A 22746-nucleotide genomic window follows, 5' to 3' on the forward strand; every position below is an offset into this window, starting at 1 on the left:
GGCACCCTGCATTTTTCGGCACGCGGCACGTATACGAATTAAAATCCTTGGTTTTTGCCCATAACGACAGTGCGCCGCCACGACCGCGCACGCAGACGAGACTAAGCACCGCCATGAAAATTGATGAAAAAATGGAAGTAGCAGGCAGCGATCCGGCGGAGCGTTTCAGTGAAGGGCCGCGTTTGCTGGCCGACATCGGCGGCACCAATGCCCGCTTCGTGCTCGAAACGCGCCAGGGCCACCTGGAAGCGGTGGCCGTGCTGCCCTGCGACGACTACGCTTCGCTGCTCGACGCCATCACCGCATATATGGATAGCAGCGAGGCGCGTGCCGCCGGTTCGGCGCGCGTGCGCCATGCAGCCATCGCGATCGCCAATCCCATCGACGACGACAATATCCGCATGATGAACCATCACTGGTTCTTCTCGATCGAAGCCATGCGCGCCGCGCTGGGCCTCGACACACTGCTGGTGGTGAACGACTTCACGGCGCTGGCCATGGCCCTGCCCTATCTGCGGCCCGACCAGCGCCTGCAGATCGGCGGCGGCATGGCGCGCGCCGACAGCGTCATCGGCCTGCTCGGTTCGGGCACGGGCCTGGGCGTGTCGGGCATGATTCCCGCCGAAGACCGCTGGATCGCGCTGGGTAGCGAAGGGGGCCACGTCAGCTTCGCGCCCTGCGACCAGCGCGAGATGGACGTGCTGTCCTTCGCCTGGCGCGAACTGTCACACGTCTCGGCCGAGCGCCTCGCCTCCGGGCGCGGCCTGGAACTGATCTACCGCGCCCTGTCCGAGCGCGCAGGCAAGCCCGATGCGCCGCCGCTGCTGGCGGCCGACATCACCAGCCGCGCCCTGAACAATGAATGCGACGTGTGCATCGAAGCGGTGGACTGCTTTTGCGCCATCCTCGGCTCCATCGCCGGCAACGTGGCCATGACGCTCGGTGCGCTGGGCGGCATCTATATAGGCGGAGGCATCGTGCCGCGCCTGGGTCCCCTGTTCGAACAGTCGCAGTTCCGCGCCCGCTTCGAACAAAAGGGCCGCCTGAACGAATACCTGGCGCAGATCCCCACTTTCCTGATCACGGCCGAACTGCCTACTTTTCTGGGCATCGCCGCCATCCTGGCGCAAAAGCTCAAGCGCGCCCATTCCGGCGCACCCGTGCTCGAATCGGTGCGCCAGGCGCGCGGGCGCATGAGCCCATCGGAATGCAAGGTGGCAGACTGGGTGCTGAAAGAGCCGAACGCCATGCTCACCTTGCCGATCGCCGAAATCGCCCAGAGGGTCGGCGTGAGCCAGCCGACCGTGATGCGCTTTTGCCGCTCGATCGGCGTGCAGGGCCTGGCCGACTTCAAATTGAAGCTGGCGTCCGGCCTGACGGGCGGCGCCATCACGGTGGCGCACTGCCACGTGGAGATCTCGGACTCCGACGCCGAACTGGCGCGCAAGGTGCTGGGCAATAACGCCTCGGCCGCGCTGGCCCTGCGCGACATGCTCGACGTGAAGGCGCTGACGGCCGCCATCGAACTGCTGCGCGGCGCGCAGCGCGTGGAATTGCTGGCCGTGGGCAGCGCCCGCGTGGTGGCCGACGACATGCAGCACAAGCTGCTCAACCTGGGTATCGTCAGCAGCTTCTTTGCCGATCCGCAGGCACAGGAAATGAGCGCCGCCATGCTGAAACCAGGCGACGTGGCGCTGGTCATTTCCCGCTCGGGCGCCCTGCCCGAGCTGCTGCGCACCGTCAAGGTGGCGCAGGGCTGCGGCGCACGCGTGCTGGCCATTACAGCCAGCGGTTCGCCGCTGGCCAAGCTGGCCGACGTGCTGCTGACCCTGAACCACCCGGAAGGCAACCTCAATTTCGTGCCCATGATCGTGCGCCTGCTGCAGCTGATGATGCTCGATATCCTGTCCGTGGGACTGGCGCGGCGCGACACGGCGCAGCGCACCAGCGCCGCCGAACTGGAAGAGGGTCAATTGCACGGCATGCGCATCAGCGGCAAACTGAAATTCGGTGGCCACCTCGAATAAGGCGGCGCACGCCGCCCCCGCCTCCTCCGACGCCGCCAGCGGCGCCACCGTGCATGACGTGGCGCGCGTGGCCGGCGTATCGGCCATGACGGTGTCGCGCGTCATCAACGGACGCGCCAGCGTCAGCGCGGCCACGCGCGACAAGGTCGAGGCGGCGATCGCCAGCCTGCACTACCAGCCCAACCTGGCGGCCAGATTCGCCCGCACGGGCACCTTGCGCATCGGCCTCTTGTACAGCAACCCCAGCGCCGCCTTCCTCAGCGAATTTTTAGTTGGCGCCATGGATCAATGCCGCCAGGGCGGCGGCCAGTTGCTGCTCGAACGCTGCGAAGACATCGACAGCCAGCGCGCCGGCATCGCCTGCCTGGTGGCGGCCGGCGTGGACGGCATCCTGGTGCCGCCGCCCCTGTGCGATTCGCCGGCAGTGCTGGCGCAGCTGAACCAGATGGGCATTCCCGCCATCGCCGTGGCCACGGCGCGCCCCTCGCCCGATGTGTCGGCCGTGCGCATCGACGACTATGAAGGCGCGCTGGCCATGACGCGCCATCTGCTCGCGCTGGGCCACCGCGACATCGGCTTCATCGAAGGCGATCCGGCGCACACGCCCGCCCTGCTGCGGCGCCAGGCTTTCGAGGACGCCATGCGCGAAGCGGGCTTGCAGGTGCCGCCGCACAGGGTGGCGCAAGGCTACTTTACGTATCGCTCGGGACTGGACGCGGCGCGCCAGTTGCTGGCGCAAACACCGCGCCCCAGCGCCATCTTCGCCAGCAACGACGACATGGCCGCCGCCACCCTGGCCGTGGCGCACGGCATGGGCTTGCAGGTGCCGGCCGAATTGAGCGTGTGCGGCTTCGACGACACGCCCGTCGCCACCACCGTCTGGCCCGAGCTGACCACCATCCACCAACCCATCGCCGACATGGCGCGCGCCGCTGTCAGTCTCGTCATCGACGAGATCCGCCAGCGCCGCGCGGGGGAAGCGGCGCCCGCGACGCATCGCCTGATGGAATTTACGCTGGTCGAGCGGGCATCGTCGGGCAGGTATGCGCCGCCGGGGGCAAAGGAATAGCGCAGACCTTGACGCTGCCAGAACAGGCGATGTCCTACACCGCCTCGGTCAAGGCGGGGCTGCCGATGGAAGTGATGGCATAACGGTTGCGGCCAGCGCTTTTTGCCTGGTACAGCGCCGTATCGGCCGCCGTCAATAATGTCCCTGCGGTCGTATCGCCCCGGGCGCTGAACGCCAGGCCAACACTGGTGGCGACATGCAGACCGATGCCGCCGCAAGCAAAGTGCACGACCATCTCTTGCACGATTTTCTTGCCCAGTATCGCGAGTTCGGACTGATCCGTCAGTTGTTCAAAAATGATCACAAACTCGTCGCCGGCAAGGCGCGCCACCGTATCAGAGGCCCGCACGCAAGCTTTGAGCCGCTTGGCAAATTCAATCAACACCAGGTCGCCGATGCCATGCCCGTATGTATCGTTTATTTTTTTAAAATAATCGATATCCAGATAAGCCAGCGCCAGGCCCGTACCAGCGCGTCGGGCGCGCGTCAATGCCGCAGCCAGCGCCTCGTCAAACATGCGCCTGTTGTGCAAGCCGGTCAGCATGTCGGTGTGCGCCAGAACAGCGAGGTTGCTCTCCGCAGCTTTCCTTTGCAGCGACAGCGCATAGAATGCACGGCTCAGTTTTCCGAACTCGTCTTTGCGGGCGATATCAAACACCGCAATATCGGCATTGCCGGAGCGTATGCTCGCCACATGCCGGCCCAGATCGCCCAAGGGTCGCAAGAGCAACATCACCGCGAGCCAGCCGGCACAACTGGCCAGCAAGGCGACGCCTGACGAAGCAATGATGACCTGGGCATAAATATCGGTGATCGGCGTGAATGCCTCGCTTTCAGGGTAGACGGCACCGACGATCCAGTCGGCCGCATGCAAATGTTTGTACGTGATAATGGCCTGCACGCCCAGCTTGCTTTTACCCTGCGTCCAGCCATCAAAACCACGCAATGCGGCCAAGGTGGAAGGCGTAGCCCCACCCTTTTCCTCACTCACGCGCTTCAGGACGCGCGCCGGGTCCGGATGGTGAAGTATCGTGCCGTCGTCGGTCAGCATGAACAGATAACCGCTCTTGCCCGGCTTGAGCTGCTCCCACTGGCCGAAAAATGTCGGGCTTTGCAAATTGATACCACCAGCGATCACATACAGCAATGTGCCGGCGGCGTCATAGATCGGTTCGGTTACCAGCACAATCGGTTTGCCCGACAGCTGGCTCTTGAATGGACGCGATATCACGCCTTCCCTGAATTTCACGGTATCGATAAAATAGTCCCGCGCGGCAAAATTGAACTTGCCGACCACGCGCCTGTCATTCATGCTGGCAATTAATAGCCCAGTAGCATCCAAGGCGACAAGATTGAAAAATTCCTCGCGCAGGCTTGGATGCTTTTCAATAAATGCCTGCATCCGCTGCGGATGTGCAAGCACCTCTGCGGGTAGCCCTTCCGCCAGCACCTTGAGCAGTGCTTTCTTCGCATTCAAGTCTGCATCGATATAGGCAGCCGCACTGGTCAGCAAGGCATATTGCTGATTGCCGATGACGGATGCCATCTGCCCTTGCGCGACGGACAGCGATGTGAGCGCGACAGAGCCGGTCGCGCCCAGCACCAGCAGCCCAACGAGCACAGCCATCTTGAACTTGAAGCTCCTGGGATTGAAAAATTTCCAGATCTTGTGCATGCGGCCTTCCTTCTCAGCGCCCATGCTCTGCAAAGCACACAGATCCGGCCAGGTGGCGCCATGCATGGCACTGGGAGGAATGGCATAATTTTCAGCGCATGACTTGGCGCCTGTCCCCGCAGATGAATTCAGCTCCCGGGACAGACTCTTGACATGGCAAGAAAGTAAAGCTTACGCCTATTCTTGCAAGCAGGGCGCACTGGCGCTGCTGAAGACGCACGCGCTACCCACATCATCCCAATATAGTGCGCTCCAGCAACGATTCCACCAATTGCACCGAGGGCGGCGAGCCGCCGGCCGCCAGGCAGGCGCCCGCGCCGGCCGCCACGGCAAAGCGCAAGTGCTCCCCGCCGTCGGCCTCTGGCCGGTACATCAGGCTGTACAGCAAGCCGCCGATGCTGGCGTCGCCCGCCCCCACCGAGTCGACCACCTCGATGACGGGCGGCGCCGCCTGCCATGTCTGCTCGCCCCGGTACAGGGCCGCGCCCTGCGCGCCGCGCGTATACAAATACGTGGCGTGCCGATTCCAGCCGCGCAGCACGGCAAACGCGCCATCGATGTCATCGTGGCGGAACAGGCCCGCCAGGTCTTCGTCCGACACTTTGACCACGTCGGCCAGTTCCACCATGCGGCGCAGGGTAGTGTCGTAGCGCTCATCCATCATGATGCGGAAATTCGGGTCGTAGCTGATCTTCACGCCAGCCGCCTTGAGTTCCTGCGCCAGCGCCACGAGCTTGCCCGCCAGCGGTTCGCGCGCCAGGCTGATGCCGCCGAAATGCACCCATTGCGCGCCCTGCATCCAGCCGGCAGGCAGCTGCGCCGCGTCGAAATGCAGGTCGGCGCTGTCGTCGCCGATGAAGTAATAGGTGGGCGGATGCAGTTCATGCACGATGGCCAGCAGCGGCGACTTCGCGCGGCGCTGCAAGAAACGCATGTCCAGGCCCGCCGCTGCGGTGGCAGCGGCCAGCGCGTCACCGAAGACGTCGAGGCTGACGGCACCGGCAAAGGCGCTGGGCACGCCCAGGCGCGCCATCACGCGCGCCACGTTCCAGGTCGAGCCGCCCACCTGGCTGCTCCAGGTGTCCGCGTCCGTGCGCAGCATGTCCGTCAGCGCTTCACCGGCCGACACAAAGCGTGGGAAATTGGCGCCGTTCATGCGGCACCTTTGAGCACGTTCAGCACTTCATGGCAGGCGCCCATGGTGTGGTAATCGACCTTGCCGGCCGGGCTTTTCTCGTTGCTGATTTTTTGATTCTCGGGCGTCAAAATGCGGTACCAGGCGCCGTGTTCGTGGTCGACGAAATGCGTCCAGCTGTAATCCCAAATCTTGTCGTAGCTTTGCCAGTAGGCGTCGTCGCCCGTGCGCGCGGCCAGCACGGCAGCGGCGGCGAAGCTTTCCGCCTGCACCCAGAAGTATTTGTCGCCATCGCAGATCTCGTCCTGCGGGCCGAAACCGTAGTGGATGCCGCCATGCGCGCCATCCCACGCCTTGGCCAGCGCCGTGTCGTACAGGGCGCGCGCGCGCGGCAGCAGCCAGTCGGACGGGCCAGCCATGAATTTTGAATGGCGCTCCATGATCAGCAGCAGCTTGGCCCATTCCGTGAAGTGGCCAGGCTGGTAGCCCCAGGGACGGAAGATATTGCTCTTGTCGTGCAGGTTGTAATCCCAGTCGATCGACCAGTCGGGCGTGTAGTGCTCCCAGATCATGCCGTCCGCCAGACCCGCCTGGCGCACCGTGACGTTGTGCGCCAGCGTCTCGGCGCGGTGCAGATAGCGCGCTTCGCCCGTCGCCTCGAACGCGGCCAGCATGGCTTCGCAAGCATGCATGTTGGCGTTCTGGCCCCGGTAGCCGTCCAGCGTCGCCCAGTCGGCACTGGCCACGTCCGCATACAGGCCGTGTTCGGGCAGCCAGAAGCGCTGTTCCATCAGTTCAAACGTTTCGTCCAGATACGCGCGCGCTTCCTGCATCCCCGCCTGCAAGGCGTGCGCATACGCGAGCAGCACGAAGGCCAGGCCGTAGCAGTGATTGGCGCCGTCTTCCACCGTCTTGACGCCGTCTTGCCATGTCAGTTGCCAGGCGTAGCCGCCCGTGGCAGGGTCGCGGTGCACGTCGCGCAAGAAGGCAACGCCGTGGCGCAGGGCCGCCTGGTAATCGTCATCGCCGAAACGGCGGTAAGCCATGGCGTAATTGAAGATAAAGCGCGTGCTGCTGACCAAGTGCCGCGTGGCCGCGTCGTACACGGTGCCGTCGTCGAGGAAGAAGTGGTAAAAGCCGCCGCTCGCATCGATGGCGCGCGGGTGATAAAAGTGCATCGTGTGCAGGATGTGATTTTCAAGCATCTGCCTGGAGCGGAAGTCGGGATTCATGGGTCTCTCATGATATTGTTATCGATAACAATTATGATAGCATGCCGTCCCCCGCTGCGTCATGCCCGCTCAAGGGGTCTTGGCCAGCCTGAGCTTTTCGCGCCACAGTGCCGCCTGCGCGGGATCGGCTGCCTGTTCCAGTTCGCCCTTATCGTACACCTTGATCAGCCGTTCGATCGCTTCCACGTCGCCCTGCCTGGCCGCCAGCAGGTACAGCGCGAAGGGCTTGGGCGCCGGCCCCTGGCGGGTGGGTCCGCCACGACCCTGCTCCAGCAGCCGCGCAAAACCCGTCTGGCCCGGTGGACTCTTGGCGATGGCCGCCATTTCATACCAGCCCAGGGCACCCTCGTCGCTCTGCGGCACGCCCTGCCCCACTTCATACGAGTAGGCGACATTGTTCAAGCCGGGCGGATCGAGCGCCTTGGCCGCGCGCATGTACCAGGTGAACGCTTCCTTGCGCTGCGCCTCGTCCTTGGCCGTCAGCATCAGCCGGTAGCCGATTTCATTGTAGGCGTAAATAAAGCCGTTTTCGGCATAGTATTTGAGCCAGTGCAGCGCATGTGCCTGTTCTTCCGGGCTGCTGTGGATGTTTTCGAAGTGCATGGCCAGCGTGAAGTTGGCCAGTTCCACGCCTTGCGCGGCGCCCTTGCGCGACCAGTATTCGCCCAGCTTGCGGTCAATGGCCATGCCCTGCCCCAGCGTATAGGCCACGCCCAGGAAAGCCTGCGCCGGGCCATAGCCGCCTTCGGCCGATTTCTGCATCCACGCCAGGCCGGCGTCGACGTCACGCGGCGTGCCCTCGCCGTCGTGCAGCATCTGCGCCAGGTCCAGCTGGGCGACCGTGTCGCCCCCTTCCGCCGCGCGGCGTATCTTCTCAAACGCGGCGACCTTGTCTGGCGACAGGTCGGCCGGGCGGTTGATCACGGCCTGCACCCTGGCGCGCATGGCGTCCAGGCCAGACATATCGAATTCGACCAGCGCCGGATGCTGGTGCGGCGCTGGCAGGGACGCTGGCTGCGCCAGCACGCTCTGCGCCAGCGCCAGGCTGAATACAAACAGGATGGTCTTCATTGCTTTTCTTTCTCGGCCAGTTTCGCGCGCCACTCGGCGGCGTCTTCGGCATTCGCCTGCTGTCCCAGTTCGCCCTTGGCATACACGTCAATCATGCGCCGCATGGCCGGCACGTCGCCGCTCCATCCCGCCCGCTCGTACCAGATCAGGGCCCACTTGTCCGACTGTTTCACGCCCAGGCCCAGCTCGTGCGCGCGGGCCAGGTTGCGCATGCCGGCCGGCTGCATTTCACGCGCCGATCTGTCATACCAGTGGAAGGCCTCGCCGCGACCCTGTTCATCGACGGCTGCCCGCATCAGATGCTCGCCCAGCGCATTGTAGGCGGGCACAAAGTGCTGCTCGTTCGCCGCCGCCTTCAGCCAGGTGATGGCCAGCGCCTGTTCTTCGGCACTGCTGTCGCCATCGATGAATTCCAGCGCCAAAATGGTTTGCGCCAGTGCGTCGCCTTGCGCCACGCCCTGGCGCAGCCAGTATTCGCCCTGCACGCGGTCGATGGGCACCTTGCCGCCCACGGCGTAGGCCAATCCCAAAGCCGCTTGCGCCGGCGCATAGCCGCCTTCGGCCGACTTGCGTATCCAGGCCATCGACTGCGCCGTGTCTTGCGGCGTACCGACGCCCAGCTGCAGCATGCGCGCCAGTTCCAGCTGCGCCTCCACGTCGCCAGTTTCAGCCACCCGCCGGGTCTCGGCAAACTCGGCGATGCTTTCCGGGCTATGGGTCGTCACATCGGCCCTTGCCTTGATGGCGATCAGCTGCAGATCGAGCAAGGTGGGCGAGGTTTGCGCCAGAACAGGCAGCGGCAATACTAAAGGGATCAGCAAGAGTAATTTCCTGGGCATGCGGCGCAGTCGGGAAGAAGAAAACAGGCATGGTAGCCGATGGCTCGCCAGAACGGCGCGCACGGCAGGCGAAGTTTGACAGGGGGCGTTGGCAGGCTTACATTGCACGGGCTCACCACTTAGACAGGAACACCATGAACCGCCTCGCCACAACCGCCTTGACCCTGCTGCTCGCCGCAGCCTCCGTGGGCGCCAGCGCCGCCGACACCCAGCTGGCAGGCTGCGCCGCCAAGCGCGAAAGCATCCGCAGCGAATTACGCCAAGCGCAGGAACAGGGTCTGTCCGACAAGGTCGCGGGCCTGACGCGCGCGCTCGACGAAGTCAACGCCCACTGCCGCGATAGCACCCTGATCGAACGCCACAACAAGAAGGTGCTGAAGGCGCAGGCGAAAGTGAACCAGACGGAGCGTTCGCTGCGCCTGGCCCAGGAAGCGAATAAAGAACCGAAGAAAATCGCCAAGCTGGAAGGCAAGCTGGAAAAAGCCAGGGCGGAACTGGCCGCCCTGCAGGCGCAGCAGCCCTGACGGCAAGCTGCGGCTAGCCTGCCTCCAGCGCGAGGCACGTCGTGCAGACATACGCCAGGCGCAAGGCTTGCGCCGCGCGCGGCGTGCTGACGTAGACCCCCAGCAGGCCGGCCGGCAAATCCAGGCCCAGCGCGCGCAAGGTGGCACCATGCTGCGCCAGTTCGCCAGCCAGCTCGGCTTCCAGCCGTGGCCGGCCACTACGCGCCTGCAGTGCGAGAAGGTCGAGCACCTGGGCCAGCACCCGCGATGCCGCCGAGCTTTGCTGCGGCACCGATGACGCCAGGCTGGCGCCCCCCAGGCTCTTGAAAAAACGCGCCAGCGCCGATGGCAGCGTGCCTGCGTCGATCTCGAAATCGAGCGACACCACGCGCAGCTTGCCATTCTTGGCGATCAGCAGCGCCACCGGCTGCCAGCCACCTGGCTCGCCACGCGCGCGGCTGGCCAGCACGGCCCGGATATCGGCGCCATCGGCCACGGCCGCCTGCAGCCGCGTGATGCGCGGACGCAGCGCCGGCAGTGCCGGAATCTGCAAGTCCAGGGCGGCGCCACAGGTGTCGAACACTTGCCAATCGAGCCGCTGACCCACTTCGTCGAGCTGCGGCCGCGCCACGGCCGCCGGCCGCAGCACCACGCAATCGACGGGCTCCGGCGTCAAGCCGACGTTACCGCTCATGAAAGCGGCCAGCGCCGTCCAGTCGCTGAAACCCAGACTCTGCCAGCGCGCATCGTCGAGCGCCCACAGCGGCGCCGCACTGGCGCGCACCCCGCTGTCCATGGCAAGCCGCCCATCGTCGGCCTGGGACGCGCCTGCCAACTGCCAGCTCGCCCCGCACATATGCCGGGCGCTGCCGGCGCCCGTCCACAGGCTGCCCCCATCCCATGCCGATTCGCGCGTAAACGAGCGGTCGCTGGCGTCGGGCCGCGCCAGCACCGCCTGCACGATACGCCCCTCGCCCTCCTCGGCATGCTGCCAGAACGACATGGTCAGACCATGCGCGCCGCCGCGCGTTTCCCACCAATACGCGCCCAGCGGCAGCAGGTCGATGGGCGCGTCGCCGGCCGCATCGAAGCTGCGCCGCGCCTGTCCGCGCAAGCGCTGCAAGAGCGGGCCAGGCGCGTGTTCGAGCGCCGCGCACAAGGCGCCGATGGCCGCCATCTCCTCGAATGCCTGGCGCTCGCTGGCGTGGTAATCGCGCCGCACGAGCAAGTCCAGCGTACCGCCCAGGCCACGCAACAGGGCGGCAAGACGGGGCAGGTTTTCACTGCGCGCCGACATGGTCAGCGCGCGCAGCTGGCCGGCGGCAATCGCGCTGGCGTGCGACAGGCCATTGTCGTACAGCTCACCGAGCAGCCGCCGCACCTGGGCCAGGAACACCAGCTCGGACGTACTCATGCCCGGCGCTGCGGCGGCGGGCGCCGTCGCGGCGCCCACCGGCCAGGCAAACTCCCGGCCATGCTTGCGCCAGACGCAGGCCAGCGCATACAGGTGCAGCGCCTTGCGCAGGGCGGCCGGGGTGTCGGACACCATGGCGTCCACACCGGCGCCGCGCAGATAGCTGCAGCCCAGTTTCAACAGGGGCAGCTCGATCTGCAGCCTGGCGTTGACGATGGTGACGTCCGCCTGGTCGCCTTGCGCCAGCCAGGCCAGCGCCTGGCGCACCGCCGGCTTGCCCGCCTGCTTGCAGACGGCCGCACTGTCGAGCGCCAGCACCTCCTCCTGCACGCCGGCCGGCAGCGCATCTTGGACACCGTCCTGTCCACTGTCTTGTCCACTCTCCTGCGGCAGTTCGCGCAGCCACACGGCAGCGGCCAGGATATGCCTGCACATGCCGGGGGCCGGGCAATCGCAGCGGCCCTTCTGCGGCCCGCCCGCATCGAGCGCCACCCGCTGGCCGTCGGCGACCAGGGCGCCGCCCACGGCATCCTGCCAGCCTACCTTGCCCGCCTCGATATCTTTCAGGGCGCGGCGCAGCAGGCCCGCGTTGGCCAGCGTCGCCAGGCTGTCGTCGTCAAAGCTGCGGTACACGGCGTGCCAGCTCATCCCATCACCCCGGCCAGCCATTCGGCAAAGTGCTGTGGCGTCAGTGCCGCCACGTGCATGCCCTGATCCGCCAGGCGCTGCGCCATGCCGTGGTCGTACACAGGCTGCGCGCGCGCGTCGAGCGCGGCCAGGCCCAGCAGGGTGACGCGCGACTCGGCCATGCGTTTGAGCGCCGCCAGCAGCGGCCCTGGCGGCGCCCCTTCCTCGAAATCGCTGATCAGGGCCAGTACCGTGCGCTGCGGATTGCTCACCAGCTGCTCGCAGTACTGCACCGCGCGGCCGATATTCGTGCCACCGCCCAGCTGCACCGTCAGCAGTACCTCGACCGGGTCGGCGGCCAGGTGCGTCAGGTCCACCACGCTGGTGTCGAACACCACCAGCCGCACATTCACGGCCGGCAGGCCGGACAGGATGCCGGCCACCACGGCCGCATAGATCACCGAATCCATCATCGAGGCGCTCTGGTCGACGCACAGGATGACGTCCCACGGCAGGCTGCGCTTGACGCGCGCATTGAAGACGGGCCGCGCCATCAGCAGGCGGCGGCTGGCCAGATCATAGTGTTTCAGGTTGGCGGCAATGGTGGCGCGCCAATCGAAGTTCTGCGCGCTTTGCATCTGCGTGCGGCGAAAGCGGTTGCGCCGCCCCACCACCGCGTTGACGAAATCCTTGCGCAGGCGCTCGGTGATTTCCTCGACCACGTGGCGTATCACGGCGCGCACTGCGTCATGCATGTCCGCGCCGAGCCGCCCGCGCATGCCGATCAGGGCGCGCGCCAGCGCCTGGTTCGGCTCCAGGCTGGCCAGAACAAACGGGTCGCGCAGCAAGCCGCTCAATTCATAGCGCTCGATCGCGTGGCCCTGCACGCGCTCGTACACGTCCTGCGGAAACAGCTTGCGCGCCTGCGCCAGCCAGTCGATGGCGCGCAGCTGGCTGGGGTCCAGCGAACCGCCACCGCTGGCGCGCAGCACGCCCTTGCGCTCATACTCGCGGCCATACAGATAATCGAGGCTGGCATCGAGCCGGCCATCGTTGGCGGACCAGGCTTCCGTTTGCAGCGGCTGCGCGTAGCGTCCCAGCATCAGGCGCCAGCGGCGCAGCAATTCCTGATGATGCAGATTCTCAGCCATGCGGCTTCTCCGTTGAAAGATCCAGCCAGACAGACAGCGCATCGCGCTCCAGGCAGGCGGCCAGCGCCGCGTTCAGGCGGCCGCCCGCCAGCATCTCGTCTTCGCTGACGTCGTAGTGGAATTCGGCCTGCAAGGCGTCCGGCGCGGCGCCGTTGAGCACCGCCAGCGCCTCGGCCAGGTCGCTCGTCTCCTGCGGCTTCAGGCCAGTGAAGGCCAGCCGCAAATCGGGCAGATACTGAATGAAACTGGCCTCGTCCCAGCTGCCGACGAGGGTGTTGAAGCTGCGCCGCAGTCCCGGCTGCGTCAACAGCAATTCAGGTGCGGCGGCCATCAGGCCCGACAGGAAGCGCACGGCATCCTGCGGCGTGGCGCCGGCGCCGAAGCGCTGTTCCAGCAAGCGCGACAAATCCTGCTCACCCCAGGCGCCATCGAGGAACAGCAGCGCGGCGGCAGCGCCGCAGATGCCGGGCGCGCAGCTGCGCGTCGCCGTCAGGGCCTGCAGGCGCCGGTGCAGGTCGCCGGCGTCGAAAGCCAGGCCAGCCTCCTGCTCCGGCAAGGCGCTGCGCGCGGCACGGCCAAATTCGCGCAATGCCAGCAACTGCCCCACTTGCGCGCCTTCCCCGTCCATCCCCGTGTCTGCCAGTGCGGGCAGCAGGAACAGCGCGGCCGGCCAGACACGCCGCATCAGCGCCAGCACGCCGGGATGCTCGCGCACGCCCAGCGGCTCACGCGCGCGCCACAGGGTCACCAGCGCATGGCCGCAGGCGACGACGGAGGCAAAATCGGCATCGTCATCGAGATGGCGCGACAACAGCGACAGCAGATCGGGCAAACGTTCATGCAAGCCCACCAGGCAGGCACGCACCAGCAGGGCAGCGGCGCTGCCGGCCGAACGGGCCCGGCCCGCGGTGCCCAGCGCCTGCTCTTCGCGCAGCAGCCGCGCCAGCGCCACCTCGGCCAGGGTGCTGCCATCGGCGGCCAATTCGATCAGGCGCGCTTCGACCAGCGGCGTCCACGCATACGTCCATTCCTCGAACAGCAGTTCGAGCCGGCTGCCGGCCATGAAATCGGGGCCGCCCTGCCAGCGCGCCAGGTCCGTGTCCAGATACTGCATCAGATGAAAGAAGCGGCTGCGCAGGCGGTGGCGCTGCTTGCGGTACAGATCCAGCCGCGCCAGCCGCTTGTCGCCGTCGTCGAGGCGCAAGCCGTGGCGATGCGCAGCCGCGCGCGCGTCTTGCACCAGCGGCGGCGAACCGGCCGATGGCGGCACGTCGCCCAGCCGGCTGCCCGTCATCTGGCGCCGCACGTCGTCGAACAGGTTTTGCATGCCATCGTCGATGGCGCCCTTGACGAAGCAGGAGCGCATGGCGTCGAGCACATCCTGGCGGCCTGGTCCCGCATGGCCGCGCAAGGCCGCCAGCCTGGCCGCCTGCAGCACGGCCGCCTGTACCTGCGCCGTGGAAATGCGCTCGTGCACCCCGCGCGCGCGACTGTGCTGGGCCAGCCTGGTCAACTGATCCACGGCGACGGCAAGCTGGTGCTCGCCCGGCGCCGGCGACTGCAGGGCATCCCAGACGGCCTGGTAATAGGCGGGCGCCGGCATGCCGGCGCCGTAGCCATTCAGGGCATCGAGCCGCTCAAAGCTGTAACGTATCAGCCAGCTGGCGCCGGCAATGGCTGGTACGGCAGGTGCAGCAGGCGCGGCAGGCGGGGGATTCGCGTCAAGCAGTTCGATCAGCGCGCTGGTGTGAAAGCCGCCGGTGACCACCACCACGGGGCCATCGACCTGCTTGCGCCAGCGGGCGATATGCGCCGCCATGTGGCGTTCGCGCGGCAGACTGCCCTCCGCTTCCAGCACGGCCGGCTCGTAATCGAGGCGGGCCATGGCGCAGTAGGAAAACACGTCGCCAAACACGCTGCGCCAGTCCGCCAGCGCCGCGCGCGAGCGCGCTTCGAACAGGTGATCCCACAGTTCGTCCTGGTCGCGGCAGCCGGCGCGCACGGCCAGGGCGTTCAGATAGCGGCTGTGGGCCAGGTAGCGCTCGGCCATCAGGCTGCGCGCATCGGCATCGTGCGCAGCCGCCGTGCCCGCGCGCGCCTGCCACGGCAGGTCAATGAAGGCCAGCTGCGCCTGCACGGCCGCCCCCTCGCGCAGCGCCACCCATTCGGGACTGTAATCGCAAAACGGGAAAAACGCCGATGCCGTGCGTGCGCCCTCTGCGCCTGCCGCTGGTGTCTGGCACAGCAGCGCCACGGGCGGGCGCGTGCGTTCGTCCAGCAGCAAGGGCAGCATGTCTGTGAAGCCTTCCGGCCCCTCGATCAGCACGGCGGCCGGGCGCAATTCGCGCAGCATGGCCTGCAATGCCTGCGCGCATGCCGGGCTGTGGTGGCGCACCGGCGCAAAGTACACGCCCTGCCCGAACAGCCTGGCGCGCGCGGCAGCCACGCCGGCCGGCAAATTCGGCTGCAAGTTCGGCTGCGAATCCGGCTGCACTACAGCCATAGCTGGCGCGCCGCGTCGCCGAAGCTTTTCCACAAATCGTCGCGGCGACCACGTTCGCGCACCACCGTGTCGAAATAATGGCGCACGCGCTTGAGGTCATCGGCGTTGTCCTTCAGGACCACGCCCTGCAACTGGTTGGCCAGTTCGCGCGGGCGCAAGGTGCCGTCGCCGAAATGCAGCGCCTCCAGCGAGGCCGCATAGACCAGGTTGACCGCCTCGGCACTCGACATCACCGCCTCCGGCGTCTTGATGGCCGTGCCTTCGCGGGTCTGGCCGGCGCGCAGTTCCTGGAACGTGGTCACCAGCAGTTCGACCACGTCACGCTTGACGATGACGGCGGCGCCGATGGCATCGAGTTCGCGCTGCAACTGCTGCATCACCAGTTCGACTTCGAAGCCATGGTCGCGGATAGGCTTGACGGTTTCGAAGTTGAAGCGGCGTTTCAGCGCCGACGACATTTCATGCACGCCGCGGTCGCGCAAGTTGGCGCTGGCGATGATATTGAAGCCGCGCCGCGCATGCACGCGCGCGTCGCCGCCCAGTTCGGGAATCATCAGCTGCTTTTCCGACATCAGTGAAATGAGCACGTCCTGCATCTCGGGCGCGCAGCGCGTGATTTCCTCGAAGCGCACCAGCTTGCCCGCTTCCATGGCCTGGAACAAGGGTGACGGCACCAGTGCGCGCCGGCTCGGCCCTTCGGCCAGCAGCAAGGCATAGTTCCACGAATACTTGATATGGTCTTCAGTGGTGCCGGCCGTGCCCTGTATCGCCAGCGCGGAGTCGCCGCTGATGGCCGCGGCCAGCAATTCGGACAGCAGCGACTTGGCCGTACCCGGCTCGCCCACCAGCATCAGCCCCTGGTGCCCCATCAGGGTGACGATGGCGCGGTCGACCAGCGGATCGTCACCATAGAATTTGCGGCTCACTTGCAGCGCCGCGTCGCCCAGGATGAAACGGCGCACCGCGCGCGGCGACAGCTGCCAGCCCTGCGGGCGCGGATCGGTATCGGCCGCCTTCAGGCGCTCCAGTTCACTGGCGTAGCGCTGTTCGGCGCTGCGGCGCACCACCTGGTTATCGTTATGTTGTTCCGTCATGATGTTGCTTTCTTTGCTTACCACGGCATTTTACTTTCCCATTGCGCATCATAGCCGCCGCACGCCTTCGACACCGCCAGATAATCGGCATAGGTTTCGGCCAGCAGCACGGACGGCACGTCGGCCAGCGGCACCGCCTCGTCGCGCCAGGAGCGCGGCAAGGGATAGAATTGCAGCGTTTTCAGGGCGGCCGCCATCAATTCCTCGGGCAGGCTGCTGCCGGAAAATTCGATCACTGCGCGCAAGCCGGCGCTGATGAAATCCTTGTGATACTCGGTAAAGACGCCGCCATCCTCGGCCTGGCCGCGCTGATAGCCATGCTTGCCGAAGGCGCCGCGCAAGCCGAAGGTGTCGCCCACCCAGCCTTCGCGGTCCGCGATGTGCCGGCCCGCCATCAGCGACGCGTCGGGCAACTGGTGCGCCAGCTGCTCGAACAGGGGCTTGACCTTGTAATCCTTGAAATGGCGCTGCCAGGCGGCGATCTGCGGCGCGTCCAGCAGCGAGGCGTGCGCCAGGCGCAGCCGGCTGCCTTCAGGCAGCGCGACTTCCTCGTCGTCCGCGTCGAGCAGGCTGCCATCGTCGCTGGGGCGCAGCAGGGTGCGGCCTGCGTCGTCCTCGCTGATCCACACCAGCGCCTGCACCAGGCGGCCCGCGATCGGATGGCCGAGCAGGTAATCGCGCCACTCCTGCGCCGGCCAGACACGTCCGGCGCACATGGCTTCGTACAGGCGCGCCGTCTGCATGGTGATGACTTGCTTGAGTTCCCTCTTGCACACCGATAGCTGCTGTTTGGCCTCCTTGGCCAGTTCCGGCGCTTCATCCTGGCGCGGCTCGGGCAAGGCCTTGATCTCCTTGCCGTCGGGGTTGTGCAAGCGCGGCTTCATGGCGCCGTCCAGCGTCACCTGGAAGACCCGCTCGCCATACGACAGGTCGAGGCGGCCGCTGTCGTCGAAGCCGCCGGTCGGGATGGTGCGGTCGCCCAGTTGGTCATGGCTCCAGCCCTTGCCTTGCGCGATGCGCTCAACCAGCAGACGCGCCTTTTCCTGCACCGAGGCCGTGCGGTAGCGCCGCGCGATCCCCAGGAGTAACTGGATGACGGCCGGGTCGTAGCCATCGGCCAGACCGTCAAGCATCGCTTCGATCTGCGCGCGGCGCGGGTAATGGTCGCGCATATACGCTTGCAGCAGGCTGATCGCCACATGACCAGGCGTATGCGCGGCCAGCGCCAGGATGCCCTTTTCGCCGATGGCGCTGCCCAGGTATTCGGCCATCTTGTTGCGGCGGATCTGGTCGAACACCTGCTCTTCGCTCATCTTGCCAAGCGCGGCATAATACTCGGGATAGCGCCTGGCCTGGTCCTGGTAGCTCAGGTAGGCCTGCGGCGCGCGCGCCTGCGCTTCGGCGGTCGCCACTTCCAGGCTCGGGCCGCGCAGATCCTCGGTGATGAACAGGCGCAGCACCGTCTCGCCCAAGGTGGCGCGGCTTGCCGCGTCGAGCAGGCCCAGATAGCGCAGCAGCAAGGCGTTGCCGCCCGGCTCCTTCAATTTGCAGGCCAGCACCACCCACCAACGGATGATGCCGGCGTCGACCGGCGTGCCATCCTGCCAGCGGCAGGCGGGCAGCGCCTCGAAGACGAACCAGGCCAGGCCGACGGGCGCCTTGCCCTTCAAGCCCTTGCGCGCGGCGGCCAGCAGGATCTCGGGCGACAGGCGCGGACTCAGGTCCTCGCCCAGTTTTTCCAGCGCCGTCATCAGCGCGGCGATCACGGTCTCGCGCGTCTCCTTGTCCAGCGCCTGGTACAGCGCCGGGACGGCAGCGCGGTAGTCGAGGTCGGCCAGCCAGCGCGCCGCGCCGATGCGCATGTCCTGCTTGCCCGATCCCAGCGCCTCGGCCACGCGCTTGCCGATATCGGGCAGGCTGGCCAGCACCTGCTGCGCGCTGGCGCGGTGCTGCTTGCCCTCGCCCAGCGCGATCTCCATCACGCGCGGCAGCCATTGCGCCGGCAGCACCGGAAAGGTGGCCAGCACTTCCAGCGTGGGAGCCAGCTCGGGCGCCACGCCCCGGCGCCTTTCGACGGCGCGCAAGCCCAGGCCCTGCTCGATCAGTTCGGGGCGTTCCGCGAACAGCGGCCAGACCATGTCCGCCGCCAGCACCTGCTGCGGCTTGGCGCCCCACCAGTTGCTGGCCATGCAGGCCATGGCCACGCTGTCATGCTCGTCGCCGGCCTCGCGCATGGCGCGCGCCAGCAGGCGCAGGTCGAAGGTGGACAGGTCCTGCCGCGCCAGCCATCGCTGGAAAAAGTCATCGTGCCAGAAATGAAAAATATTGCGCCGCGTGGCCAGCAGCCAGCGTGCCATGTGCGCCACGCCAAACTCCGGCAAGGCAGCCAGCTTGCCCTGCAGCTCGACGGGTTCGCGCGCCAGGTTACTTTGCAAGGGCCCCTCGTCGCCCTTCGCTGCCTCGCCATTGAACACGCGGATGGCCGCTTCCAGCCAGGCCGGCTTGAACGCCTCATAGCGTTTCAGGCGCTCCTGCTTCCATTCGTACTTGTGTTTGGCGTGCTGGTTGTCTTCGCGCTCCTGCCGTGCTTCGGCGCGGTACTTTTCCAGCAGTGCCGCATGATTGGCCTGCAGCAGTTGCAGCGCGGCGTCGCCCAGGCGCGTCGCCGGCGGCGCGGGCGGCAGCGGCGGCACGGGCAGTTCCGCCGCGCCCGCATCGCTGGCCGCGCCCAGCCACGACAGGGCATTGCGGATGGCCGCCTGCACCGGCTTGCTCGTCTCCTGCGCCAGCGCCTGTTCCAGCAGCGCGCCCTGCTGCGGCCCCAGGCTGCGGCCCAGCAGCTCGGCCGCCTGCACGCGCTCTTCCGTCTTGCCCGTCAACAGGCATTGCTGCAGCAAGACGGCCCTGCGTTCCACGGGAATGGCGGCCAGATGCGGAGCCGCTTCGATGCGCACGCTCTTGCCGCCATCGACGGCCAGGCGCACAAGGATGGCGGCATAGGCGTCGGCCAGCGCGGGCGCGGCGCCCAGGCGCCTGGCCAGCTGCGCCTTGCCGCTGGCCGACAACAGCGTTGGCAATTGCTCCACCTGCGCAGCATGCGCGAGCATGTAAGCGTCGAGCGCGCCCGGCGCCAGCAGGCGCTGCAGGCAGTTATCGCGCACGTACTCGTTCAATTCGCGCCGCTCGAACACCAGTTGCAGCGCGCCTTCTTCCTCCTCGCCATCGGCGGCCAGCAGGCGCGCCAGCAGCACCACGTCCCAGCCGCGCCGGTTGACCGTGGTCGCCTGCGCGCGGGTCTCGGAAAAACTGGCGAACAACGCATCGCCGAGCAGGTAATCGAGCCACTGCGGCACCGCGGCGCCCGTGCGTTCCAGCGTATCGCCCCCGTCGGCGGCCTGCAGCAGCTTGCCCAGGCGCACCAGCAGCGCCGCGTCCAGCGTCGCCGCGTCGGACTGGGCGTAGAACTGGTGCCGGTGGCGCAGACTTTCATTGGCCAGCGCGCCATCCTTGTTACTCAAATTATGGGTATAAAAATGCGAGTACAGGCGCCCGGGCTTGCCCAGCAAGGTGCCGCCGCGCGGCGCCGCTGCCTGCACATCGAGCAGCACGCCTTCCTGGCGTCCTTCGCAGACAAACTCGCAGGCGCGCTCCCACAGCGCAGGCGAGATCTGCGCCAAGCCGCGCAAGCCCTTCTTCAACTGCGCCTGCTCATCCAGGCCGACCACGCCCTGCGCCAGTGCCAGTATTTTTTTAAACATCGGGGATCCGTCTTTCCTGTTCATCAAGGCCCTTGCCGGGCGTGTTTTCTTTTCGCAATCGGCGTCCATATCGGCAGCCTGCATCTTGCATCAACTTGCGTCCAATCAAGTTGCTGATTGTATATTCTTACCGTCCTGATAGCATGTACGGTTGGATGACGATCAACAAAAAAAAAGCGCTCCCGCAGGAGCGCCATCGCCACGGCAGCGGCCTTATGCCGGCGTATCCTGCAGCCGGTAGATGCTGGAGAAATCGAGCCCGCCCGATCCTGCCTTGCTGTGCATGTCATACAGCGTGCGCGCCAGGGCGCCCAGCGGTACGCTGGCGCCCGACGCCTCGGCGCTTTCCATGGCCAGGCCCAGGTCTTTGAGCATCAGGTCGACGCCAAAACCGCCCGTGTAGCCGCGCGACGCGGGCACGTTCTCGGCCACGCCGGGACATGGGTTGTACACTTCCAGGGTCCAGTTGCGGCCCGAGCTTTTCGCCATCACGTCCGACACCACCTTCGGATCCAGGCCATTGGCCACGCCCAGGCGTATCGCTTCGCTGGTGCCGATCATCAAAATCCCCAGCAGCATGTTGTTACAGATCTTGACGGTCTGCCCGCAACCGGAGCCGCCTGCGTGAAAAATAGCCTTGCCCATGACCTCCAGGCAGGGCCGCGCCGCCGCCAGCGCCGCGTCTTCACCGCCCACCATGAAGGTCAGCGTGCCGTTGGTGGCGCCCGCCGTGCCGCCCGAGACAGGCGCGTCCAGCATGGGCATGCCCTTTTCCTCGGCCGCGCGGCCCACCTGGCGCGCCGCTTCGGTGGAAATCGTCGAACAGTCGATCAGCAGGGTGCCGGGCCGCGCCTGCGCCAGGATGCCCGCGTCGCCAAGGTACGCGCCGAGAACATGCCGGCTGGCCGGCAGCATGGTGATGACTATGTCGGCCGCCTGGATCGCCGCTCCCTGGTCATCGGACACCAGGCCGCCGCCGTCGGCGAACTGCCGCACGCTGGCCGGCAGCAAATCGAAACCCGTCACGGCATGGCCGGCCCGCACGAGGTTTTGCGCCATGGGCAAGCCCATGTTTCCGAGGCCGATGAAAACGATATTGGTGCTCATCGCCGCCCCCTTATTTCATCGAGATGGTGGTATTGACGCCGCTGCCGCCGTCGTCCGGGGCAAACCAGCGCGCCGTGACGGTCTTGGTCTGCGTCCAGAAGTACAAGGCTTGCTTGCCGTTCGGGCCCAGGTCGCCCAGTTTCGAGGCGCGCGAGCCCGTAAAACTGAAATAGGCGACGGGTACGGGAATGGCCACGTTGATGCCCACCTGCCCCACGTCGATCTCGTTCTGGAACTTGCGTCCCGCCCAGCCCGACGAAGTGAAGATTGAGGTGCCGTTGCCGTTCGGGTTGGCGTTGATGAAGGCGATGGCCTGATCCAGCGTATCCGTTTCGACCACGCACATGGCGGGGCCGAAGATTTCCTGCGTGTAGACGGAGTTCGAGGCTGCCACCTTCGAGAAAATCGTCGGGCCCATGAAGTTGCCGCCCTCGTAGCCGGCCACCTTGAGGCCGCGGCCGTCGAGCAGCAACTGCGCGCCCTCGTCCACGCCCGCCTGGATCAGTTTTTCCGCCCGCTGCATGGCCGCTTTCGAGACCATCGGCCCCAGGTCGGCATCGCGGTCACTACCCGGCCCCACTTTCAGCGCTTGCGAACGGGCGACGATTTCCGGCAGCCAGGAACGCGCCTCGCCCACCAGCACGACGACGGAATTGGCCATGCAACGCTGGCCGGCCGCGCCAAAGGCGGCGCCGATCAGGTTATTGATCGCTTGCTCCTTGTTGGCGTCGGCCAGCACCACGCAATGGTTTTTCGCGCCCATCATCGATTGCGCGCGCTTGCCCGATTCGCTGGCGCGGCGATACACATGCGTGCCCACGTGGGTGGAGCCGATGAAGGACACGGCCTTGATGTCGGCATGGTCGCACAGCATGTTGACGACGTCGGCGCCGCCGTGCACGACGTTCAGCACACCGGCCGGCAAGCCCGCCTGGTACATCAGTTCGACCAGGTACATGGTCGATGACGGGTCTTGCTCCGACGGTTTCAATACAAACGTATTGCCGCAGGCGATAGCAATCGGGAACATGAAGCACGGCAGCATGACGGGGAAATTGAAAGCCGTGATGCCGGCGCCCACGCCCAGCGGCTGGTAGATGTTGTAGACATCGACGCCGGTGGCCGCGTTTTCCGCGATTTCGCCCAGCTGCAAGGTGGCGATCGAGCACGCGTGCTCCACCACTTCCAGGCCGCGCATGACCTCCCCTTCCGCGTCCGGCAGGGTCTTGCCGTGTTCGCGCGTGATCAGTGCGGCCAGGGCGCCGATATTTTCACGGATCAGGTGCTGGTACTTGAGCATGATGCGCATGCGCGCGGCCAGCGGGGTATTCCGCCAGGTCTTGAATGCTTCCTTGGCCGTGGCGACGGCCAGGTTGACTTCATCGGCCGTGGAAAACGGCACCCTGGCGACGATTTCCTGCGTGGCCGGGTTGACGACGTCGCGCCATTCGGTGCTGGTCGAGGTGTGGTGCTTGCCGCCGATGTGCAGGGGGACAGTAGGGACTTGGGTGAGGGGGCGATTCATGGCGTACTCCGTGATT

General features: G+C 66.4%; 15 protein-coding genes. 3 read left to right on the plus strand and 12 right to left on the minus strand.

Annotation, left to right across the window (positions count from 1 at the left end):
- Positions 1-113: 113 nt before the first annotated feature.
- Both CLU93_RS00960 and CLU93_RS00965 read left to right on the plus strand, forming a co-directional pair.
- On the plus strand, positions 114-2027 hold the full coding sequence (locus CLU93_RS00960) for a glucokinase (protein WP_099759622.1): 1914 nt from the start codon (positions 114-116) through the stop codon (positions 2025-2027).
- Complete coding sequence (locus CLU93_RS00965; RefSeq protein WP_099759623.1) at positions 2011-3096, plus strand: LacI family DNA-binding transcriptional regulator; 1086 nt, start codon at positions 2011-2013, stop codon at positions 3094-3096. The genes CLU93_RS00960 and CLU93_RS00965 overlap by 17 nt, the downstream gene beginning before the upstream one ends.
- Before the next feature lie 34 nt (positions 3097-3130).
- Here the strand turns inward: CLU93_RS00965 and CLU93_RS00970 are convergent, their stop codons facing one another.
- The 5 genes from CLU93_RS00970 to CLU93_RS00990 all read right to left on the minus strand — a co-directional run bounded on the left by CLU93_RS00970 (position 3131) and on the right by CLU93_RS00990 (position 9030).
- On the minus strand, positions 3131-4771 hold the full coding sequence (locus tag CLU93_RS00970) for a diguanylate cyclase domain-containing protein (RefSeq protein WP_180287775.1): 1641 nt from the start codon (positions 4769-4771) through the stop codon (positions 3131-3133).
- A 232-nt stretch (positions 4772-5003) separates the two neighbouring features.
- Positions 5004-5927, minus strand: a complete 924-nt coding sequence (locus tag CLU93_RS00975; RefSeq protein WP_099759625.1) for a carbohydrate kinase family protein — start codon at positions 5925-5927, stop codon at positions 5004-5006.
- A complete protein-coding gene (locus tag CLU93_RS00980; RefSeq protein ID WP_099759626.1) occupies positions 5924-7138 on the minus strand; it encodes an AGE family epimerase/isomerase in 1215 nt (404 codons plus the stop codon). The genes CLU93_RS00975 and CLU93_RS00980 overlap by 4 nt, the downstream gene beginning before the upstream one ends.
- A 69-nt stretch (positions 7139-7207) precedes the next feature.
- Positions 7208-8209 (minus strand): tetratricopeptide repeat protein, encoded by a 1002-nt coding sequence (locus CLU93_RS00985; protein WP_099759627.1) that lies wholly within the window; start codon positions 8207-8209, stop codon positions 7208-7210.
- The gene (locus CLU93_RS00990; RefSeq protein WP_180287776.1) at positions 8206-9030 is read right to left on the minus strand and encodes a tetratricopeptide repeat protein; all 825 of its coding nucleotides are present in this window, start codon (positions 9028-9030) and stop codon (positions 8206-8208) included. Before CLU93_RS00990 ends, CLU93_RS00985 begins: the two co-directional genes overlap by 4 nt.
- 152 nt (positions 9031-9182) lie before the next feature.
- On the opposite strand from CLU93_RS00990, the gene CLU93_RS00995 reads away from it, so the two are divergent.
- On the plus strand, positions 9183-9572 hold the full coding sequence (locus tag CLU93_RS00995; RefSeq protein ID WP_168208325.1) for a DUF1090 family protein: 390 nt from the start codon (positions 9183-9185) through the stop codon (positions 9570-9572).
- 13 nt (positions 9573-9585) lie between these two features.
- Here CLU93_RS00995 and CLU93_RS01000 read toward each other — a convergent pair whose 3' ends face one another.
- From CLU93_RS01000 to CLU93_RS01030, 7 genes are all read right to left on the minus strand, one after another.
- Positions 9586-11613, minus strand: coding sequence for an SWIM zinc finger family protein (locus CLU93_RS01000; RefSeq protein ID WP_099759630.1), 2028 nt, complete (start codon positions 11611-11613; stop codon positions 9586-9588).
- Positions 11610-12743 (minus strand): VWA domain-containing protein, encoded by a 1134-nt coding sequence (locus tag CLU93_RS01005; RefSeq protein WP_180287777.1) that lies wholly within the window; start codon positions 12741-12743, stop codon positions 11610-11612. The genes CLU93_RS01000 and CLU93_RS01005 overlap by 4 nt, the downstream gene beginning before the upstream one ends.
- The gene (locus tag CLU93_RS01010; protein WP_257224819.1) at positions 12736-15246 is read right to left on the minus strand and encodes a DUF5682 family protein; all 2511 of its coding nucleotides are present in this window, start codon (positions 15244-15246) and stop codon (positions 12736-12738) included. Before CLU93_RS01010 ends, CLU93_RS01005 begins: the two co-directional genes overlap by 8 nt.
- Complete coding sequence (locus tag CLU93_RS01015; protein WP_099764172.1) at positions 15237-16340, minus strand: AAA family ATPase; 1104 nt, start codon at positions 16338-16340, stop codon at positions 15237-15239. The genes CLU93_RS01010 and CLU93_RS01015 overlap by 10 nt, the downstream gene beginning before the upstream one ends.
- 17 nt (positions 16341-16357) lie before the next feature.
- Positions 16358-20098 carry a DUF4132 domain-containing protein gene (locus CLU93_RS01020; RefSeq protein ID WP_099759631.1) on the minus strand — a complete coding sequence of 1247 codons (3741 nt, stop codon included), beginning with the start codon at positions 20096-20098 and terminating at the stop codon, positions 16358-16360.
- A gap of 213 nt (positions 20099-20311) precedes the next feature.
- Positions 20312-21205 (minus strand): 3-hydroxyisobutyrate dehydrogenase, encoded by an 894-nt coding sequence (gene mmsB / locus CLU93_RS01025; RefSeq protein WP_099759632.1) that lies wholly within the window; start codon positions 21203-21205, stop codon positions 20312-20314.
- 10 nt (positions 21206-21215) lie between these two features.
- Positions 21216-22730, minus strand: coding sequence for a CoA-acylating methylmalonate-semialdehyde dehydrogenase (locus CLU93_RS01030; protein WP_099759633.1), 1515 nt, complete (start codon positions 22728-22730; stop codon positions 21216-21218).
- Positions 22731-22746: the final 16 nt, after the last annotated feature.

The sequence above is a fragment of the Janthinobacterium sp. 35 genome, assembly GCF_002754575.1.
In the GTDB taxonomy this organism is placed as follows: domain Bacteria; phylum Pseudomonadota; class Gammaproteobacteria; order Burkholderiales; family Burkholderiaceae_D; genus Janthinobacterium; species Janthinobacterium tructae.

Coding starts and splice junctions, on each gene's coding strand:
- CLU93_RS00970 (WP_180287775.1), bottom strand. CDS start 4,771: ATGCACAAGATCTGGAAATTTTTCAATCCCAGGAGCTTCAAGTTCAAG.
- CLU93_RS01005 (WP_180287777.1), bottom strand. CDS start 12,743: ATGGCTGAGAATCTGCATCATCAGGAATTGCTGCGCCGCTGGCGCCTG.
- CLU93_RS00985 (WP_099759627.1), bottom strand. CDS start 8,209: ATGAAGACCATCCTGTTTGTATTCAGCCTGGCGCTGGCGCAGAGCGTG.
- CLU93_RS01000 (WP_099759630.1), bottom strand. CDS start 11,613: ATGAGCTGGCACGCCGTGTACCGCAGCTTTGACGACGACAGCCTGGCG.
- CLU93_RS00975 (WP_099759625.1), bottom strand. CDS start 5,927: ATGAACGGCGCCAATTTCCCACGCTTTGTGTCGGCCGGTGAAGCGCTG.
- CLU93_RS01030 (WP_099759633.1), bottom strand. CDS start 22,730: ATGAATCGCCCCCTCACCCAAGTCCCTACTGTCCCCCTGCACATCGGC.
- CLU93_RS01010 (WP_257224819.1), bottom strand. CDS start 15,246: ATGGCTGTAGTGCAGCCGGATTCGCAGCCGAACTTGCAGCCGAATTTG.
- CLU93_RS01020 (WP_099759631.1), bottom strand. CDS start 20,098: ATGTTTAAAAAAATACTGGCACTGGCGCAGGGCGTGGTCGGCCTGGAT.
- CLU93_RS00960 (WP_099759622.1), top strand. CDS start 114: ATGAAAATTGATGAAAAAATGGAAGTAGCAGGCAGCGATCCGGCGGAG.
- CLU93_RS00995 (WP_168208325.1), top strand. CDS start 9,183: ATGAACCGCCTCGCCACAACCGCCTTGACCCTGCTGCTCGCCGCAGCC.
- CLU93_RS01015 (WP_099764172.1), bottom strand. CDS start 16,340: ATGACGGAACAACATAACGATAACCAGGTGGTGCGCCGCAGCGCCGAA.
- mmsB (WP_099759632.1), bottom strand. CDS start 21,205: ATGAGCACCAATATCGTTTTCATCGGCCTCGGAAACATGGGCTTGCCC.
- CLU93_RS00980 (WP_099759626.1), bottom strand. CDS start 7,138: ATGAATCCCGACTTCCGCTCCAGGCAGATGCTTGAAAATCACATCCTG.